Here is an 18,747-nt window from a genome sequence, read left to right as displayed (position 1 = left end):
CCACTGTGGCGGATACTGGGCGGCTGAAACCGGAATGACCGAATGATGACGGGGCGGCACGCCAGGCGGTACGACCGACGGCGTGCCGCACGGGACACCGATGGCATGCCGGCCGGTACGACCGACGGCATGACGCACGGGACGGCCGACGGCATGACCGCCGGGACGACCGACGAGACGGACGAGGGAAGGGCGCGGCGACGTGGCTAGGGTTCGGACAGGGGTACGCGTCGTGGGCGCGGTGCTCGCGGCGGTACTGGGGGCCTCGCTCGCGGGATGCAGCAGTACGGGCGGCAAGCGCGCCGAGGAGCGCGCCAAGGCCGCCGAGGCGGGCCGGCCGGCCGTCAGCACCCCGCGCTGGACCTTCGCGATGGTCACCCACGCGGGCGACGGCGACACCTTCTGGGACATCGTCCAGAAGGGCGCCAAGGAGGCCGCGGCGAAGGACAACATCAACTTCGTCTACGCCCACGACGACCAGGCCCAGCAGCAGGCGCAGTTCGTGCAGAACGCCATCGACCAGAAGGTCGACGGGATCATCGTGAGCCTGGCCAAGCCGGAGGCACTGAAGGACGTCGTGGCCAAAGCCGTCAAGGCCGGCATCCCGGTGATCACGGTCAACTCCGGATCCGCCCAGTCCGCCGCGTACGGGGCGCTCACCCACATCGGGCAGGACGAGGAGATCGCCGGCGAGGCCGTCGGGACCGAGCTGAACAAGCGCAGTCGCAAGAACGCCGTCTGCGTCCTGCACGAGCAGGGCAACGTCGGCCACGAGCAGCGCTGCGCCGGCGCCAAGAAGACCTTCTCCGGAACGATGGAGAACCTGTACGTCGAAGGCACCAACATGCCGTCCGTCCAGGCGGCGATCCAGGCCAAGCTCCAGGCGGACCCGTCCGTCGACGCGGTCGTCACCCTCGGCGCGCCTTTCGCGCCCACCGCGATCAAGGCGAAGGAGGCCGCCGGCAGCAAGGCCGAGGTCGACACCTTCGACCTGAACGACTCCGTGGCCCGCGACCTGGAGTCCGGCGCCCTGGGCTTCGCCGTGGACCAGCAGCCCTACCTGCAGGGATACCAGGCCGTCGACCTGCTCTGGCTCTACCGCTACAACGCGGACGTCCTCGGCGGCGGCCGCCCGGTGCTCACCGGACCGCAGATCGTCACCGCCGCCGAGGCCGCGCAGCTGGAGGAGTACATCAAGAGGGGCAGCCGATGAGCGCCGCCACCGCCGTCGACGAGCGGCTGGCGCCCACGTCGCTCGTCCGCAGGCTGCTGGGGCGGCCCGAGCTGGGCGCGGTGGTCGGCGCCGTCGCCGTCTTCGTCTTCTTCTCCTTCGCGGCCCCCACCTTCCTGCAGGCCTCCAGCATCAGCACGATCCTGTACTCGGCCTCCACCATCGGGATCATGGCGGTCCCCGTGGCCCTGCTCATGATCGGCGGCGAGTTCGACCTCTCCGCTGGTGTCATGGTCACGACCTCGGCCCTGGTCAGTTCGATGTTCAGCTATCAGATGACGGCCAACGTGTGGGTGGGGGTGGGGGTGTCCCTGCTGGTCACCCTGGCCATCGGCTTCTTCAACGGCTTCATGCTGACCCGAACCGGCCTGCCCAGCTTCATCATCACCCTCGGCACCTTCCTGATGCTGACCGGCCTGAACCTCGGCTTCACCAAGCTGATCAGCGGAACGGTCTCCACCAAGTCCATCGCCGACATGGAGGGCTTCCCCTCCGCCCGCGGCCTCTTCGCCTCGAAGTGGGAGATCGGCCCGGTCACCCTCCAGATCACCGTCCTGTGGTGGCTGGCCCTGGTCGCCGTCGCCACCTGGATCCTGCTGCGCACCCGCGCCGGCAACTGGATCTTCGCGGTGGGCGGCGGCGCCGACGCGGCCCGCGCGGTCGGCGTGCCCGTCGTGAAGACCCGGATCGGCCTCTACATGGGCGTCGCCCTGTGCGCCTGGATCTCGGGCCAGCACATCCTCTTCTCGTTCGACGTCGTCCAGTCGGGCGAGGGCGTCGGCAACGAGTTCCTCTACATCATCGCGGCGGTCATCGGCGGCTGTCTGATGACCGGCGGCTACGGCTCGGCCATCGGCTCCGCGATCGGCGCCTTCATCTTCGGCATGACCAGCAACGGCATCGTGTACGCGCAGTGGGACCCGGACTGGTTCAAGTTCTTCCTCGGCGGAATGCTGCTGCTGGCCACGCTGCTCAACGCATGGGTCCGCAAGCGGGCGGAGGCGACCAAGTGACCACGACCGAAACCACCCGGGCCGCCACCGCAGCGACCGCACTGGTGCGGCTGACCGGCGTCAGCAAGTACTACGGCAACATCCGCGCCCTCCAGGACGTCTCCCTGGAGGTCTCCGCGGGCGAGATCACCTGCGTCCTCGGCGACAACGGCGCCGGCAAGTCCACCCTCATCAAGATCATCGCAGGGCTGCACCAGCACGACGCCGGCACCTTCGAGATCGAGGGCGAGGAGACCGTCCTCGCCAACCCGCGCGCGGCCCTCGACCGCGGCATCGCGACCGTCCACCAGGACCTCGCGGTGGTCCCGCTCATGCCCGTCTGGCGCAACTTCTTCCTCGGCTCCGAGCCGACGAAGGGCCGCGGACCGCTGCGCCGCCTCGACGTCGGGCTCATGCGCCGCACCACCCGCGCCGAACTGCTGCGCATGGGCATCGACCTGCGCGACGTCGACCAGCCCATCGGCACCCTGTCCGGCGGCGAGCGGCAGTGCGTGGCCATCGCCCGGGCCGTCCACTTCGGGGCGAAGGTCCTCGTGCTCGACGAGCCGACCGCGGCCCTCGGCGTCAAGCAGTCCGGCGTGGTCCTCAAGTACGTCGCCGCGGCCCGCGACGCCGGCCTCGGTGTGGTCCTGATCACCCACAACCCGCACCATGCCCACCTGGTCGGGGACCGTTTCGTGCTGCTCAAGCGCGGCACCATGGCAGGCAGCCACACCCGCGACTCCATCACCCTCGACGAGCTCACCCGCCAGATGGCGGGCGGCTCCGAGCTCGACGAGCTGAGCCACGAACTGGAGCGGGTGGCAGAATCGGGGACGGGCGGCACGGACGTCACGGCCCCCGGAGCCGGCCGCACCGGACCGGCGGGCACGGCCGACGAGGCTCCCCGCACCACCGCACCCACAAGGGACGACACGACTCGATGAGCACGTACCGGGACTTCACGCTCACCCACCGGGGGTCGGCGCGAGGCACCGTCCTGCGCACCATCGGGACCCGTGAGCGCCGGTCGCACCTGACCGCACCACGCGTCCCGACCGTCGGCATCGACATCGGCGGCACCAAGGTGATGGCCGGCGTCGTCGACGCCGACGGGATCATCCTGGAGAAGATCCGCACCGAGACCCCGGACAAGTCCAAGAGCCCCAAGGTCGTCGAGGACACCATCGTCGAACTGGTCCTGGACCTCTCCGACCGGCACGACGTGCACGCCGTCGGCATCGGCGCGGCCGGCTGGGTCGACGCCGACCGCTCCCGGGTCCTGTTCGCACCCCACCTGGCCTGGCGCGACGAGCCGCTGCGCGACGCGCTCCAGTCCCGGCTCGCGGTCCCGGTCATGGTCGACAACGACGCCAACACCGCCGCGTGGGCGGAATGGCGCTTCGGCGCCGGCCGCGGCGAGGACCACCTCGTCATGATCACGCTCGGCACCGGCATCGGCGGCGCCATCCTCGAAGGCGGCCAGGTCAAGCGCGGCCGCTACGGGGTCGCCGGCGAGTTCGGCCACATGCAGGTCGTCCCCGGCGGCCACCGCTGCCCCTGCGGCAACCGCGGCTGCTGGGAGCAGTACAGCTCGGGCAACGCCCTGGTGCGCGAGGCGCGCGAGCTCGCCGCCGCCGACTCCCCGGTCGCCCACAACATCATCGCCAGGGTCGGCGGGAACGTCGCGGAGATCACCGGGCCGCTCATCACCGAGCTGGCCCGGGAGGGCGACGCCATGTGCGTCGAACTGCTCCAGGACATCGGCCAGTGGCTCGGCGTCGGCATCGCCAACCTCGCCGCCGCCCTCGACCCGTCCTGCTTCGTCATCGGCGGCGGCGTCAGCGCCGCCGACGACCTGCTGATCGGCCCCGCCCGGGACGCCTTCCGCCGCCACCTCACCGGCCGCGGCTACCGCCCCGAGGCCCGCATCGCCAAGGCGCAGCTCGGCCCCGAGGCGGGCATGGTCGGCGCCGCCGACCTCGCCCGGCTCGTCGCCCGCCGCTTCCGCCGCGCCACCCGCCGGCGGGTCGAGCGCTACGAGCGCTACGCGCAGCTGGGCCAGCAGCTGGGCCGCCGGCGCGAGACCGCACCCGAGGACCAGGAACCGTCGTGAATCCGCCCACCCTGCCCCACCAGGCCTCCGCTCCCGGCGAGGGCGGCACGCCGCCGGCCACCGCCGAGGACCGCCGGCACGTCGTCAAGCGCCGCTGGATCACCGCGATCATCATCGTGCTGCTGATCGGCGTACCGGCGGGCTACCTGGCCATCTCGACCCAGCAGAGCCGCGAGAGCGGCCGCGACAAGGCCGCGAAGGTCGGCGCGTCCAAGGTGCGCCCGGGCTGGCCCTCCCGGGTGCAGCGCAGCATCTACGAGGTGCCGATTCCGGCGAAGGCCTGGAAGGTCGGGTTCCTGGAGACCAACAACTGGCGCACCAGCCGGCTCTTCACGCAGTTCGCCGTGACCCCGGCCGATCTGGACGACTTCCTCGCGGCCGTCGGCACCAGCCGCGATGCGCTGGTCGCCGGGGACGTGACGATCTCCCCGCACGACGCCGAGGTCGCGGGCTGGAGCTGGAGCCCCCGCGCCACCTGGTACGGAACCACCGTGGAGCAGGCCGACCCGCGCCCCAGCCGCGACATCACCGTCGACCTCACCGACCCCGAGCACCCCAAGGTGTACGTCGTCTCCACGACCACCCCCTGACCGCCTCGCGACGGCCTCCCGACCGCCGCGGCCACCCCCGGCCGGGCCGGTCCCGCGGATAGCCTGGGATCATGAAGCTCACCAAGCGGCTGCACTCCTGCGTCCAGTTGGAGAAGGGCGGGCGCACGCTCGTCATCGACCCGGGCGCCTTCAGCGAACCGGACGCGGGACTCGGGGCGGACGCCCTGCTGGTCACGCACGAACACCCCGACCACTTCGAGGAGGGGCGGCTGCGGGCCGCCCTGGAGGCGAACCCGGCGGCCGCGCTGTGGACCCTGCGCAGCGTCGCCGAACGGCTCGCCCCCGCCTTCCCGGGCCGGGTGCACACCGTCGGCCACGGCGACACCTTCACCGCGGCCGGTTTCGAGGTGCAGGTCCACGGCGAGCTGCACGCCGTGATCCACCCGGACATGCCGAGGGTCACCAACGTCGGCTTCCTCGTCGACGGATCCCTCTTCCACCCCGGCGACGCGCTGACCGTGCCCGGCGTCCCGGTGGAGACCCTGATGGTGCCGGTGCACGCGCCCTGGAACAAGGTCTCCGAAGTGATCGACTACCTCCGCGAAGTGGCCCCGCGCCGGGCCCTCGACATCCACGACGCCTACCTCGCCGACCTCGCCCGGCCGATCTACGACCTCGCCCTGGACAAGCTGGGCGGCACCGACCACGGGCGTCTCACGGCAGGGGACAGCACCGAGCTGTAGCGGGCGCTGTCGGTGCCGGGCGGTAGGTTGGCAGGTATGCGTATCGCCACCTACAACGTCAACTCCATCACCGCCCGGCTGCCGCGCCTGCTGGCCTGGCTGGAGAGCTCCGGCACCGATGTCGTGTGCATCCAGGAGACCAAGTGCACGGCGGAGCAGTTCCCGCACGAGCAGCTGCGCGAGCTGGGCTACGAGGCGGCGGTCAACGCCACCGGCCGCTGGAACGGCGTGGCCCTGCTCTCCAGGGTCGGCCTGGACGACGTGGTCATGGGGCTGCCCGGCGGCCCCGACTACGAGGGCGTCCAGGAGCCCCGCGCGATCTCCGCCACCTGCGACGGGGTCCGGGTCTGGTCGGTGTACGTGCCCAACGGCCGCGAGGTCGCGCACGACCACTACGGCTACAAGCTCGACTGGTTCCGCGCGTTGGCCGCGGCCGTCGCCGAGGACGCGGCCGGCCCGCGCCCCTTCGCGGTGCTCGGCGACTTCAACGTGGCACCGACCGACCAGGACGTCTACGACCCGGCGGTCTTCGAGGGCCTCACCCACGTCACCCCCGCCGAGCGGGCCGCCCTGGAGGCGCTGCGCACCGCCGGCCTCTCCGACGTCGTCCCGCGCGCGCTGAAGTACGACCGCCCGTACACCTTCTGGGACTACCGGATGCTCGCCTTCCCCAAGAACAGGGGGATGCGCATCGACCTCGTCTACGGCAACGAGCCCTTCACCAAGGCGGTCACCGACGCCTACGTCGACCGCGAGGAGCGCAAGGGCAAGGGCGCCTCCGACCACGCCCCGGTCGTCGTCGACCTCGACCTCGACCGCTAGGGCTGTCGTGCGGACGAGACGGTCCAGCCGGGAAACCGCACAGGCGCGCCCTGTGGCCAGCGGCGGGTCCTGGTGCGACGCTGGGCGGTATGAACATCCCTTTCCTGGACAACTGGCTGAACCGGCGTGAAACGGAACAGGGTGCGGGGCTCGCGGCCGCCCTCGTGGACGACCCCGAGGGCGTCGCCGAGTTGTTCTCGGAGTGCGAGATGCTGCGGGTCCACGCCCGGGCCGCCGGCCTCGAACTCGACCAGACTCCGGCCTCGTTGGAGTCCCTCGACCAGCTGATGCCCCGCTGGCGGCGCGACCCCGAGGTGGTGCCCTGGCTCGGCAACGACGCGGGCTTCTACCTCGGCACCGTGATCGTCCGGACCGTCGCGGGAACGGCCTGGAAGGTGTGGCCCAACGGCCAGCCGGTGATCCGCCTGGCCTCGGGACGCGAGCTGAACGTGATCGAGTCGGGGGTCTCGTGGGCGATGACCGGTTCCCCGGAGCTCAGCCAGGCCTACGCGGAGGCCTCCGAAGGCTGACCGGCTGCGGCGGGCGCCGCGCAGGCCCCGCGCGTACCCGGCCGCCGCCCCATGCCTACCCGGCCGCCCGCGCCGCCCGGCGCCGACCGGGCCGCCCCGCGCACGCGGGCCTCCCCGGCCCGGGCGGCGTGTCGCCGCGAAGTGCCCTTCCGCGGCTGGATAGTTTGCGCCGACCGGCATTTCGAGCACCGAGTGGGCAGGGCAGCGCATGGCCGTCGATCCGTTGATCGAGCTGCGGGACGTCAACAAGCACTTCGGGGCGTTGCACGTCCTGCGGGACATCAACCTCACCGTCGGCCGGGGGGAGGTGGTGGTGGTCATCGGCCCCTCCGGCTCCGGCAAGTCCACCCTGTGCCGGGCGATCAACCGGCTGGAGACCGTCGAGTCGGGCACGATCCTGATCGACGGGGAGCCGCTGCCCGCCGAGGGCAAGGACCTGGCCCGGCTGCGCGCCGAGGTCGGGATGGTCTTCCAGTCCTTCAACCTGTTCGCGCACAGGACCGTCCTCGCCAACGTCTCGCTCGCCCAGGTCAAGGTCCGCGGTCGGGCCGGGCGTGAGGCGGATGAGCGCTCCCGCCGGCTGCTGGAGCGCGTCGGCCTCGCCGACCAGGCGGACAAGTACCCCGCCCAGCTCTCCGGTGGCCAGCAGCAGCGCGTGGCCATCGCCCGCGCCCTCGCCATGGACCCCAAGGCCCTGCTGTTCGACGAGCCGACCTCCGCCCTGGACCCGGAGATGATCAATGAGGTGCTGGAGGTCATGCGGCAGCTCGCCCGTGAGGGCATGACCATGGTCGTCGTGACCCACGAGATGGGCTTCGCCCGCTCGGCGGCCAACCGCGTGGTCTTCATGGCCGACGGCACGATCGTCGAGGACCGCACGCCGGAGGAGTTCTTCACCGCCCCGGAGAGCGACCGGGCCAAGGACTTCCTCTCCAAGATCCTCAAGCACTGAGGGTCGGAGCGGGGCCGTCCCGGCCCGGCCGCCGCCGTCCGTCACTGCTCGCGCAGCGGCACCGAGACGTAGCTGGGGTCGCCCGGCGGCGAGGAGAAGGTCAGCTGCGCGCCGGTGGGGTTGTGCTCGATGTAGAGCGGGTCGACGGTGTCGACGACGAGGGCGAGCCGGTGGCCCGCCGGCACGTCGTAGGCGGTGGAGAAGAGCTCCAGGTCCACGCCGAAGTCGCGGCCCGGGGTCTTCCCGTGGAAGGTGAAGGGGGCGTTGCTGACCAGCTTGCCGATGCCGAGCGGGCCGACGTCGTAGAGGTACGCGACGAAGGTGCCGTCCCCCTTGGTCGGCGTCACGGTGGTGTGCAGCCGCACGGTGCCGCGGATCCGGCGTGCCTCGTCGTAGCGCCCGGACTGCCACACGCCGGCGAAGGCCCGGGGCAGGAGCGGGACGGAGGCGATCGGGGGTGCCTTGAGGAACTGGTCGAAGACGCTGGAGAGCAGGACGACACCGCCGTTGGCGCCGGAGTCGACGTTCGCGAAGAGGTGCTCGCTGTCGGAGAGCGCGAGCTTCTCGGTGCCGCCGGAGCCGACCGACGCCCAGTCGGCGTAGCCCTCGTAGCCGCTGTCGCTGCGTGACTTGATCTGCACCGGGGCCTCGGTGTCGACGCCGTTGCGCTCGCCCTTGAGGTAGCGGTCGAACCAGCGGTGGGCTTTGGTCCAGGTGTCGTTGGGGAGGCCGAGCAGGCCGGTGCCCTCGGCGGTGGCGTGGTCGCCCGGGCGGAACTCCAGGCGTTTGGGGCCGGTCAGCCGCTCGTAGAACGCCGCGTACTGGTTCGGCGGGAAGATCGTGTCGCCCCAGGCGTTGCCGAGCATGACGGCGGCCCCGTTGGCGTTGATCCGGTCCACCTGCTCGGCGGCCGACCGCTTCCTGCCCCAGTCGATCATCTGCTGCTCACGGTCCAGCCGGGAGCCGAGGAAGTCGTCCAGGATCGACGTCAGTTCGGGCCCGGGGCGGCCGGTGAGGTAGCCGGCGGCGCCGAGCAGGCCTGCGGCCTGGCGGTGCTGCGTGCGGCCCGAGTAGATCGATTCGATGAGGTCGGCCCAGCCGCTCATCGCGACCACGGCCTTCACGCGCGGGTCGTGCGCGGAGGCCAGCAGGCTGATGCCGGCGCCGTACGAGACCCCGCCCAGGCCGATGCGGTCCGCGTCCGCCGGGGTGTGGGCGAGGGCCCAGTCGATGACGGCGGAGACGTCGGCGACGTCCGGCGGACCGGCCACCTCGATCTGCCCGCCGGAGAGCCAGAAGCCGCGGGAGGTGTAACTGACCACCACGTAGCCCGAGTCGGCGAGCTTCTTGGCCTGTGCGATGTACTCGATCTGCGGCATGCCCCAACTGGTGGGCAGCACGATCAGCGGGTACTTCCGGCCGCTCTCGGCCCCGGCCGGGGTGAAGACGTTCCCCTTGAGGGTGATGCCGCCGGAGCCGGGAATGTCGTGGAAGCGCAGGTCCGCCGTGGCGGCCCGGGCGGTGGTGGCGGCGGTCGCCGCGGTGGGCGCGGGAGCCGCCTGGGCCTGGTGGGGGGCCAGGCCCAGGGCGGTTGCCGCCAGGAGTGCCGCCACGGCTGCGGCGGTGGGGGTGCGTTCCATCGGTCGCCTCTCGCGTGCACCGGGAGTCCAGAAAGTGACCCGACGGTAACGGGAGGGGCTTACCGAAGGTAACCCGTCGGTAAGTTACGTGGTGGTAACAATTGAACGAGAGTCAGTCCGGCGATCCGCAGGTCAGCCGTTCTGCGGGGCGGTGGACAGGGCGCTCTTGGTCTTCCACTGGTCCCAGGACAGGTTCCACTCGCCGTAGCCGTTGCCGATGTCCGCGTTGCCCTTGGAGCCCTCGCCGACCACCTCGAAGGCGTCGCCGATCTGGGAGGCCGCGAAGAACTCCTCGGCGTTGGCGTCGCTCATCCCCACGCAGCCGGAACTGCTGTTGCTGCGGCCGAAGTTGGCCTCGTTCCACGGCGCGGCGTGTGCGTACATGCCGGACCAGGTCAGCCGCATCGAGTAATCGACCATCTTGTCGTAGGCGTTGTCCAGGCCCACCGTCTGGGAGTCCATCCGGATGGTGCCCTCCTTGGACATGATCACCATCTTCCCGGACCAGGAGGCCTTCTTGCCGCCGGGCGTGCCCGCCGAGATCGGGATCGTCTTCTGCACCTGGCCGTCCTCGGTCACCGTCATCTTCTTGGTGTCGAGGCTGACCTGGACCCGGCGGTCCTTGCCGATCTTGAACTCGGTGGTGTAGTCACGGGCGAACATCCCGCCGCCCTTGCCGGAGTCCACCCCGTTGAGGTGCATTTCGACCTTCACGTCGGTGCCGGACTTCCAGTAGTCCTTGGGCCGCCAGTCCACGCGGTCGTTGCCCGAGTGGTCCTTGATCCAGCCCCACGAACCCTCGGTGTTGTTCGAGGTCGTCACCTTCAGCTGCTTCTCCACCTCGGCCTTGTTCGCCACCGGGTTGTCGAAGACGAGCGACACGGGCATCGCCACGCCCACCGTGCTGCCCTTGGGGATGTTGATCGAGACCTTGTTCACCTTGTCGGCGGCGCTGGTCCTGAACTGCGTGGTGGCGCTCTGGCTGTCGGTGTTCTGCGCCTCGACCTTGTACTCCGCACCCGCCGGGGCGTTGCGCTCCGACGTCCAGCTCCTGCCGTCGTCGGCTATCTTGCCCGGCAGCTCCGCGCCCTTGGCGTCGGTCACCTTCACCTGGGCCAGCTTGCCCTCGGCGACGGTCACCGTCACCGGCTGGCCCGCCTTGACCTGATCCCCCGTGAGGTTCACCGAGACCGCCATCGGCGCCTTCGGCTTCGACTCGTCCTTGCCCTTGCCGTCGCTGCCGCCCTGATCCCCGCCCGAACAGGCGGTCAGCGCGGCGGCCAGGAGTGCGGTGCCCGCAATGGCGGTGCGGCGTGTGCGGCTCAACGAAGGGCCCCTTCGAGTCGTGGCGGTGGTGAGCGTTCGCAAAAGAGGATGAGAACGAACCGACTTTAGGTTGCGCAATCCGCGGAAAAGATGCGCCTTTTCGGTTGTGACCCCGACCGCAGCAAAACGGTCACCGTCCGGTCACATGCGCCGCGCACACCGGTCACGGGTGGCTGTGAGAGTCCTGTGAACGACCCCCGGCACGAACAGGAAGGCCGTCAGCCGTGTGCGCACTGCTCGTCACCCCCGCCCGGCAGGACCAGGACCAGGAGCTCCACGTGCGCACCCTGTCCGTCCCCGAATACCAGGCCTTCCTCGCCAGGACCCCGGCGGCGAGCTTTCTGCAGTACCCCTCCTGGGGTCGGGTGAAGGACCTGTGGCGCTCGGAAACGATCGGATGGCATCGTCCGGGCGGGCAGATCGAAGGGGCCGGACTCGTTCTCTCTCGGCAATTCCCCGGCACGCGCAAATACTTCGCCTACCTCCCCGAAGGGCCCGTCGCCGACTGGTCCGACCCGCGCGTCGACCGCTGGCTGGGCCCCCTCATGCGCCACCTGCGGGCCGCCGGCGCCTTCGCCGTCCGCATCGGCCCCAGCCCCGCCTACCGCCGCTGGGACGCCGCCACCGCCAAGGCGGGCACCGGCCCCGGCCGGCAGATCTCGGACGTCCTCGCCACCGAGGTCGACGCCGTGGGTGCCGCACTCGCCGACCGGCTGCGCACCCGCGGCTGGAAGCGCTGCGGCGGCGAGGACGACGGCGACGCCCAGCCCCGCCACGTCTTCCGCGTGCCGCTCGCCGGCCGCACCCTCGACGACCTGTGGTCCGGCCTCAACCAGGAGTGGCGGCGCAACGTGCGCAAGGCCGACAAGGCCGGCGTCGAGACGGTCCTCGGCACCTCCGCCGACCTGCCCGAGTTCTACCGGCTGCTGCGCATCACCGAGGAGCGCGACGGCTTCCGGCTCGGCCGCTCCCTCGCCTACTACGAGCAGCAGTACCGCGTCCTCAACGAGGAACAGCCCGGCCGGATGCGGCTCTACCTCGCCCTCCACCGCGGCGAGATCCTCGCCGCCCACACCATGATCAGCACCGGCAGCAGGGTCTGGTACCAGACCGGCGCCTCCGCCGACCACCGGCGCGAGGTACGCCCCAGCAACGCCCTGCAGTGGCGCATGATGCGCGACGCACACGCCCTCGGAGCCGACGAGTACGACATGCGCGGGGTACCCTCCACCCTCGACCCCGACGAACGCTCTTTCGGGTTGCTGCGCTGGAAGCTCGGCACCGGCGGACAGGTCGTCGAAACGCTCGGCGAATGGGAGATCCCGATGGACGGAGTGGCCAACACGGCGCTCTACAAGGCGTTCCAGGCCTACCTGGCCCGCCGGTGACGGCCACCGACACCAGACCGGCCGGCCCGGCGTCCGACGGCGCGGCACCGAAGAAGACCTCCGTGATGCGCAGCGGCGCGCTCATGGCGGCCGGATCGATCGTCTCCCGCGCCACCGGCTTCGTCCGCTCCGCCGTCGTCGTCGCCGCCCTGGGCACCGGACTGCTCGGCGACGGCTACGCCGTCGCCAACACCGTCCCGAACATCATCTACATCCTCCTCGTCGGCGGAGCCCTCAACGCCGTCTTCGTCCCCGAGCTGGTCCGGGCCGCCAAGGAACACGCCGACGGCGGCACCGCCTATACCGACCGGCTGCTCACCGCCTGCACGGCGGCCCTCATGGCGCTCACCGCCGCCGCCGTCCTCGCCGCCCCGCTGATCGTCTCCGCCTACACCGGCTACAGCGGCGCCCAGGAGAGCACCACCGTGGCCCTGGCCCGGTACTGCCTGCCGCAGATCCTCTTCTACGGGCTCTTCACCCTGCTCGGCCAGGTGCTCAACTCCCGCGGCCGCTTCGGCGCGATGATGTGGACCCCCGTCCTCAACAACGTCGTGATCATCGCCGTGTTCGGGCTGTTCCTGTACGTCTCCCACGACGCCGCAGGCGGCCTCACCGCGGCCGAGACCCGGCTCCTGGGCCTCGGCACCACCGCCGGCATCGTCGTCCAGGCCCTCGCGCTCCTCCCCTCGCTGCGCGCGGCCCGCTTCCGCTGGCGCCCCCGCTTCGACTGGCGCGGCAGCGGCCTCGGCCGCCCCCTGCGCAACGCGGGCTGGACCGTCCTGCTCGTCCTCACCAACCAGATCGCCTACTGGGTCGTCACCCGGCTCTCGACCACCACCGGACAGCATGCCGTCGACGCCGGCCTCTCCGGCGGCGCCGGCTACACCGCCTACAGCAACGCCTACCAGCTGTGGATCGTCCCCCAGGGCATCATCACCGTCTCCCTCGTCACCGCCCTGATGCCGCGGATGAGCGCGTCCGCCGCCGACGGCGACCTCGGGGCGGTCCGCCGCGACGTCTCCTACGCCCTGCGCTCCAGCGCCGCCCTCGTCGTGCCCGCCGCCGCCCTCATGGCCGCGCTGGCCCCCTGGGTGATGGGCGCCGTCTTCGGCTACGGACGCACCGGCGCCGCCGACATCGAGATCATGGCGGGCATGCTCACGGCCTTCGCGCCCGGCCTGGTCGCCTTCTCCGCGCAGTACGTGCTCTCCCGCGGCTTCTACGCCCTCTCCGACACCCGCACCCCCTTCTTCCTCAACCTCGTCATCGTCACCGTCAACGCCGGCCTGTCCGCGGCCGCGTACCTTCTGCTGCCTCCGCGCTGGGCGGTCACCGGCATGGCCGCCGCCTCCTCCGCCGCCTTCCTCGCCGGCGCCGCCGTCACCGGGTACGCCCTCTCCCGCCGGCTCGGCCCGCGCACGGGCAGCCGCGGCGCACGCCGTGCCACGGCCGCGCGCACCCACCTGCGGCTGCTGGCGGCCTGCCTGCCCGCGGCCGCCGCCGCCCACGCGGCCGCCCGCGCCGCCGAACGCTTCGGCGACTTCGCCGCGGTCGGCGCGGGAACCGCGGCCCTGGCCCTGGTCGTCGTCCTCCTTGCCCGGCCGCTGCGCCTGGCCGAGATCACCGCCCTGCTCGACTCCCTGCGCCGCAAGACCGGCCGGTAGCGGGGAGGAGGAGCCGAAGACCGCCCTGGGATACTGACCGGATGCCACGCGTACTGCTGATCGAGGACGACCCTTCCATCCGCGAAGGGGTGGGCCTCGGCCTGCGCCGCCGCGGGCACGAGGTGCGGGCCGCCGAGACGGGCGAGGAAGGACTCGCCTTGATGGCGGACTTCCACCCCGAACTCGTCCTGCTCGACCTGATGCTGCCCGGCATCAACGGAGTCCAGGTGTGCCACCGCATCCGCCGGACCAGCGAAGTCCCGATCATCATGCTCACCGCACGCGGCGACGACTTCGACATCGTCATCGGCCTGGAGGCGGGCGCCGACGACTACATCGTCAAACCCGCCCGCACCGAAGTCATCGAAGCCCGCATCAAGGCCGTCCTGCGCCGCCTCAGCGACCCCGTCGGAGGACGCCCCGGCATCGAGAGCCACGCCGAACTCACCATCGACCGCGCCGGCCTGACCGTCGCCAAGAACGGCGAACGCATCGCCCTCGCCCCCAGCGAGATCAAGCTCCTGCTGCACCTGTCGGCCTCACCCGAGCAGGTCTTCTCCCGCCAGCAGCTCCTGGAGTACGTCTGGGACCACAGCTACCACGCCGACGCCCGGCTCGTGGACGCCTGCGTCCGCCGCCTGCGCCACAAGATCGAGGACCCCGCCCGCAGCCCCCGCTACATACAGACCGTGCGCGGCTTCGGCTACCGCTTCGGCCCGCTGTAGGCCGCGGTGCGACGCATAGCACCGCTCGGGCTGCGCACCCGGCTGATAGCGGCCTTCCTCCTGGTCGCCGCCATCAGCGCGGGAACCACCGCCGCCCTGACCTACCAGCAGGCGCGCAACGCCATCCTCAAACAGACCCAGGACACCGCCGTCAGCACGCTGCGCGACCAGATCGAGCAGCAGGAGTTCCGCCTCCCCCTGGAACAGACGGAACTCCAGCGCATCGTCATCGAGCTCGGCAAGCGCGGCAAACCCCACCCGTGGATCATCTTCGGCGAGTACGCCGGGATGCGCGTCTCCACCAATCCCGGCACCCCCACCTCCACCGTGATCACCGACAGCCTGCGCGAGAGGGTCCGCAACAACCGGTACGCCGCCTTCCAGCGCGTGGAGGACCAGCGCGGCAACCCCTGGCTCACCATCGGCGTCCCCGCCGTCTTCGAACACAACGGGTACACCGAACCCACCGGCGTCGTCTTCTACGCCAGCGTCCCGCTCTCCACCGAGAAGCAGACCGTCGAGGCCATGGTCGAAGCCGCCCAGCAGGGCGCCGTCCCGGGCCTGGCCATCGCCATCGTCCCCGCGCTGCTGGCCGCCCGCAGCGTGCTGCGGCCGGTCCGCGACATGCGCCGCGCCGCCCAGAAGCTGGGCCGCGGCCGCCTCGACACCCGCATCGAGGTCCGGGGCGCCGACGAACTCGCCGGACTCGCCCGCACCTTCAACGAGACCGCCCGCGCCCTGGAGCAGTCCGTACGCGAGCTCCAGGAGGCCGAGGTCCGCGCCCGCCGCTTCGCCTCCGACGTCTCCCACGAACTGCGCACCCCGCTCGCCGGGATGCTCGCCGTGACGGAAGTCCTCGACGAGGACGCCGCCCGCCTCGACGCCGACACCGCCAAGGCCCTGCGCCTGGTCAGTGCCGAGACGGGCAAACTAGCCGTCCTCGTCGAGGACCTGATGGAGATCTCCCGCTTCGACGCCCGGGCCGCCGACCTCAACCTGGACGACGTCGACATCGCCGAAGCCGTCCGCAAGACCCTCGAACGACGCCACTGGGACGACGACCGCGTCACCACCGAACTGCCCGACGCCGTACGCGCCCGGCTCGACCCGCGCCGCTTCGACGTGGTCCTCGCCAACCTCGTCGGCAACGCCCTGCGCCACGGCGGCGCCCCCGTACGCGTCACCGTACGGACCGCACCCCGCCCCGACGGCGAACGGCTCCTCATCGACGTCGCCGACAGCGGCCCCGGCATCGCCCCCGACGTGCTGCCGCACATCTTCGACCGCTTCTTCAAGGCCGACGCGGCCCGCACCCGCTCCGCCGGCAGCGGCCTCGGACTCGCCATCACCCTGGAGAACGTCCGCCTGCACGGCGGCACCCTCCACGCCGCCAACGGCCCCGCCGGCGGCGCGCTCTTCACCCTCGACATGCCGTTGGAGGCCCGCGTATGACAGGGCGGAGGAGCAGCCGCCGGACCGCGGCGGCCACCGCGGCGCTGACCGCCGCCACCCTGCTGCTCGCCGGCTGCGGGATCAAACGCACCGGAGTGGTCGAGAGCGGCCACGCCGCCGGCGTCAAGATCCCCGGCGACAAGAACGCAGCCGTCCTCTACTTCGTCTCCAAGGACGGAGACCGGCTCGTCCCGGTCCCCTTCCAGATGGGCGCCGACTACACGCTCGCGCCGACGCCGCTGCTGCGGCTCCTGCTGAACGGCCCCAGCGGCCCGGCCTCGGCGGCAGGGCTCACCACGGCGCTGCCACCGGTGCCCGACGACAGGACCAACTCGGCGACGGTGGGCGCGTACGCGCCGTACAAGGGGCTGACGGTGAACGTGCCGTTCGCCGTCGGCGGCCTCTCCGAACTGGCCCGCGACCAGCTCGTGTGCACCATCGGCGTCTCCGCCGTACGGGACACCCTCAGCCCCGTCACCATCCAGGGCACCGACACCACCCTGCCGTCCGCGGACTGCAGGACGTCACAGCGCTGACGTCGCCCCGCCGACGTCGGCGCCGGAACGCCGCGCGCCCGGCGCCGCGCCCTTGCGGCCCGGGCCGGGCACCCGTCACGGTGGCCCCATGGACCACGCCGCGGACGTCCCCGACGTCTTCGACCCCCGCATCCACGCCGCCGGAGTCCCGCACGAGCGCTACCGGATCCTGCGCGACCACCACCCCGTGGCCTGGCAGCCCGAGCCCGAGATCGCCGGCTGGCCCGCAGGCCCCGGCTTCTGGGCCGTCACCCGGCACGCCGACGTCGTCCGCGTCCTGCGCGACCACCGCAGGTACTCCTCCTGGCTGGGCGCCACCCAGATCCGCGACCCCGACCCGGCCGACCTGCCCTTCCTGCGCCGCACCATGCTCAACCAGGATCCCCCCGACCACGGCCGACTGCGCCGGCTCGTCGCCCGCGCCTTCACCCCCGCCCGCGTCGACGCCCATGCCGTACGGGTGCGCGCACGCGCCCGTACGCTGCTGGCCGCCGCCCGGGACCGTGCCGAGGACGGCAGCGCCGACCTGGTGCGCACGGTCACCGACGAATACGCGCTGCTCAACCTCACCGACCTGCTCGGGGTCCCGCCCGCGGACCGGTCTCTGCTGCTGGAGTGGACCGTTCGGGTCATCGGCTACCAGGACCCCGACGACGTGCCGCAGCCGCTCCTCGGCCCCGACGGAAAACCCCTCGACCCGCGCTCCCCGGCCCTGCTCGGCGACATGTTCGCCTACGCCCGCGAACTCGCCGACCACAAGCGCCGACACCCCGGCGACGACGTGATGACCGCGCTTGCCACGGCCGGACTCGACCCCGCCGAACTGGAGATGTTCTTCTTCCTGCTCACCGTCGCCGGCAACGACACCGTCCGCAGCGCCGCTCCCGGCGGCCTGCTCGCCCTGGCCGGGGACGCGGACGCCTACCGCCGGCTCGCGGCCGGGCAGTACCCGTTCGCGACCGCGGTCGAGGAACTCCTGCGCGTCCACCCGCCGGTCCTCAGCTTCCGCCGCACCGCCGCCGTCGACCACGAACTGGCCGGACAGCCGGTCCGCGCCGGCGACAAGGTCGTCGTCTTCCACGCCTCCGCCAACCACGACGAGCGCGTCTTCACCGACCCCTACCGGCTGGACCCCGGACGCACCCCCAACCCGCACGTGTCCTTCGGGGACGGCCCGCACGTCTGCCTGGGCGCCCACTTCGCCCGCCTCCAGCTTCGCACCCTCTACGAGGAGTGGTGCGCCGCCATGCCCGCACCGGAACTCACCGGCCCACCCCGGCGGCTGGTGTCCAACTTCATCAACGGGATCACACGGCTGCCGCTGCGGGTGTCCGGGCCGGCCGGGTGACGTCCGCGACCAGCTCGGTCACGTCCGGACCGTAGGCGTCGGAGTTGACCACCTTCAGCACCAGGCAGAAGGAGTCCGCCCCGTAGGTGCGCGCCAGCCGCGCGTGGTGCCGGCTCAGGTACCGGGCGGCCGCCTGGTTGCTGACCGCGGTCTGCCCCGACAGCAGGAACACCGGACGGCCGCCCTCCCCGCCCGCCAGCCGGGCCAGTACCACGAACTCCTCCAGCCCCTTGCGCCACCGGTAGCTCTCACCGCCCACCTGGATCGCGCCGCGGTCCTCGTGCTGCTCGGAGTCGGTGTTGACGGTGATGCCCGGCAGCATGGACGCCAGGTGCGCCGTGGTGCGGGCGTTGGACACCGGCCCGCCGACGCAGAACTCGGCCCGGTCGCCGAATCCCTGACGGGCCGTGTCGTGCGTGACGATCTGGATGTTCGCCCCGCAGTCCTTGATCAGGGCGGAGATCTCCAGCAGGGCGAAGGCGTCGTTGCGGTGCAGCGAGGAATCCTTCCCACCCATCTGCCGGTTGACCACGAACAGGCAGTCGGCGCCGGCCGGCAGCCCGAAGAACGCCTGCTTGCGGCGGAGCGCGCGCCGCCAGAGATAGGTCCGGGAGAACCAGCCGAACCCGCCGCTGACGGCGGTCGCTATCAGCCCGAGCACGATGTTGCGCACGTCGTCGTTCATGCGCCGGATGCTAGCGCCGCCGCCGGGACGGGTCACCGCCGCGGTC

General features: G+C 71.7%; 18 protein-coding genes. 15 read left to right on the top strand and 3 right to left on the bottom strand.

What is annotated here, in order from left to right; translation table 11 throughout:
* Positions 1-232 precede the first annotated feature (232 nt).
* The 9 genes from IF89_RS0117995 to IF89_RS0117955 all read left to right on the top strand — a co-directional run bounded on the left by IF89_RS0117995 (position 233) and on the right by IF89_RS0117955 (position 7,937).
* Positions 233-1,213: a sugar ABC transporter substrate-binding protein gene (locus tag IF89_RS0117995; RefSeq protein WP_030768552.1), complete on the top strand. Its 981-nt coding sequence runs from the start codon at positions 233-235 to the stop codon at positions 1,211-1,213.
* Positions 1,210-2,244 carry an ABC transporter permease gene (locus tag IF89_RS0117990; RefSeq protein ID WP_030768549.1) on the top strand — a complete coding sequence of 345 codons (1,035 nt, stop codon included), beginning with the start codon at positions 1,210-1,212 and terminating at the stop codon, positions 2,242-2,244. Before IF89_RS0117995 ends, IF89_RS0117990 begins: the two co-directional genes overlap by 4 nt.
* A complete protein-coding gene (locus tag IF89_RS0117985; protein ID WP_234327796.1) occupies positions 2,211-3,170 on the top strand; it encodes an ATP-binding cassette domain-containing protein in 960 nt (319 codons plus the stop codon). The genes IF89_RS0117990 and IF89_RS0117985 overlap by 34 nt, the downstream gene beginning before the upstream one ends.
* Entirely contained in the window at positions 3,167-4,339 is a 1,173-nt protein-coding gene (locus IF89_RS0117980) for an ROK family glucokinase (protein WP_030768544.1), read from the top strand. The genes IF89_RS0117985 and IF89_RS0117980 overlap by 4 nt, the downstream gene beginning before the upstream one ends.
* The gene (locus tag IF89_RS0117975; RefSeq protein WP_030768540.1) at positions 4,336-4,929 is read left to right on the top strand and encodes a hypothetical protein; all 594 of its coding nucleotides are present in this window, start codon (positions 4,336-4,338) and stop codon (positions 4,927-4,929) included. Before IF89_RS0117980 ends, IF89_RS0117975 begins: the two co-directional genes overlap by 4 nt.
* A 71-nt stretch (positions 4,930-5,000) precedes the next feature.
* The gene (locus IF89_RS0117970; RefSeq protein WP_030768537.1) at positions 5,001-5,633 is read left to right on the top strand and encodes an MBL fold metallo-hydrolase; all 633 of its coding nucleotides are present in this window, start codon (positions 5,001-5,003) and stop codon (positions 5,631-5,633) included.
* A gap of 36 nt (positions 5,634-5,669) precedes the next feature.
* The gene (locus IF89_RS0117965) at positions 5,670-6,455 is read left to right on the top strand and encodes an exodeoxyribonuclease III (RefSeq protein ID WP_030768533.1); all 786 of its coding nucleotides are present in this window, start codon (positions 5,670-5,672) and stop codon (positions 6,453-6,455) included.
* A gap of 89 nt (positions 6,456-6,544) precedes the next feature.
* Positions 6,545-6,985 (top strand): DUF6278 family protein, encoded by a 441-nt coding sequence (locus IF89_RS0117960; protein ID WP_030768530.1) that lies wholly within the window; start codon positions 6,545-6,547, stop codon positions 6,983-6,985.
* Between the two features lie 208 nt (positions 6,986-7,193).
* Positions 7,194-7,937 (top strand): amino acid ABC transporter ATP-binding protein, encoded by a 744-nt coding sequence (locus tag IF89_RS0117955; protein WP_030768527.1) that lies wholly within the window; start codon positions 7,194-7,196, stop codon positions 7,935-7,937.
* A 41-nt stretch (positions 7,938-7,978) separates the two neighbouring features.
* Here the strand turns inward: IF89_RS0117955 and IF89_RS0117950 are convergent, their stop codons facing one another.
* Positions 7,979-9,577 carry a CocE/NonD family hydrolase gene (locus IF89_RS0117950; protein WP_030768524.1) on the bottom strand — a complete coding sequence of 533 codons (1,599 nt, stop codon included), beginning with the start codon at positions 9,575-9,577 and terminating at the stop codon, positions 7,979-7,981.
* 132 nt (positions 9,578-9,709) lie between these two features.
* A complete protein-coding gene (locus IF89_RS0117945) occupies positions 9,710-10,903 on the bottom strand; it encodes a L,D-transpeptidase (protein ID WP_030768520.1) in 1,194 nt (397 codons plus the stop codon).
* Between the two features lie 224 nt (positions 10,904-11,127).
* Here IF89_RS0117945 and IF89_RS0117940 point away from each other — a divergent pair, with 224 nt between their 5' ends.
* The 6 genes from IF89_RS0117940 to IF89_RS0117915 all read left to right on the top strand — a co-directional run bounded on the left by IF89_RS0117940 (position 11,128) and on the right by IF89_RS0117915 (position 18,016).
* Positions 11,128-12,291, top strand: a complete 1,164-nt coding sequence (locus tag IF89_RS0117940) for a lipid II:glycine glycyltransferase FemX (RefSeq protein WP_030768517.1) — start codon at positions 11,128-11,130, stop codon at positions 12,289-12,291.
* Positions 12,288-13,955: a murein biosynthesis integral membrane protein MurJ gene (gene murJ, locus IF89_RS0117935; RefSeq protein WP_030768514.1), complete on the top strand. Its 1,668-nt coding sequence runs from the start codon at positions 12,288-12,290 to the stop codon at positions 13,953-13,955. Before IF89_RS0117940 ends, murJ begins: the two co-directional genes overlap by 4 nt.
* A gap of 41 nt (positions 13,956-13,996) precedes the next feature.
* Positions 13,997-14,680 carry a response regulator transcription factor gene (locus tag IF89_RS0117930; RefSeq protein WP_030768511.1) on the top strand — a complete coding sequence of 228 codons (684 nt, stop codon included), beginning with the start codon at positions 13,997-13,999 and terminating at the stop codon, positions 14,678-14,680.
* Between the two features lie 6 nt (positions 14,681-14,686).
* Positions 14,687-16,132, top strand: coding sequence for an ATP-binding protein (locus IF89_RS0117925; RefSeq protein WP_030768508.1), 1,446 nt, complete (start codon positions 14,687-14,689; stop codon positions 16,130-16,132).
* Positions 16,129-16,668 (top strand): GerMN domain-containing protein, encoded by a 540-nt coding sequence (locus IF89_RS0117920; RefSeq protein WP_030768506.1) that lies wholly within the window; start codon positions 16,129-16,131, stop codon positions 16,666-16,668. The genes IF89_RS0117925 and IF89_RS0117920 overlap by 4 nt, the downstream gene beginning before the upstream one ends.
* A gap of 88 nt (positions 16,669-16,756) precedes the next feature.
* Complete coding sequence (locus IF89_RS0117915; RefSeq protein ID WP_030768503.1) at positions 16,757-18,016, top strand: cytochrome P450; 1,260 nt, start codon at positions 16,757-16,759, stop codon at positions 18,014-18,016.
* Here the strand turns inward: IF89_RS0117915 and IF89_RS0117910 are convergent.
* Positions 17,976-18,701 (bottom strand): hypothetical protein, encoded by a 726-nt coding sequence (locus IF89_RS0117910; protein WP_030768501.1) that lies wholly within the window; start codon positions 18,699-18,701, stop codon positions 17,976-17,978. The two genes, IF89_RS0117915 and IF89_RS0117910, sit on opposite strands and share 41 nt — an antisense overlap.
* Between the last annotated feature and the right edge of the window lie 46 nt (positions 18,702-18,747).

Source organism: Streptomyces sp. NRRL F-2664 (genome assembly GCF_000719345.1).
Taxonomy (GTDB): domain Bacteria; phylum Actinomycetota; class Actinomycetes; order Streptomycetales; family Streptomycetaceae; genus Streptomyces.
Note: the sequence above shows the minus strand (reverse complement) of the source record. Positions and strands in the feature narration are given on the sequence as shown.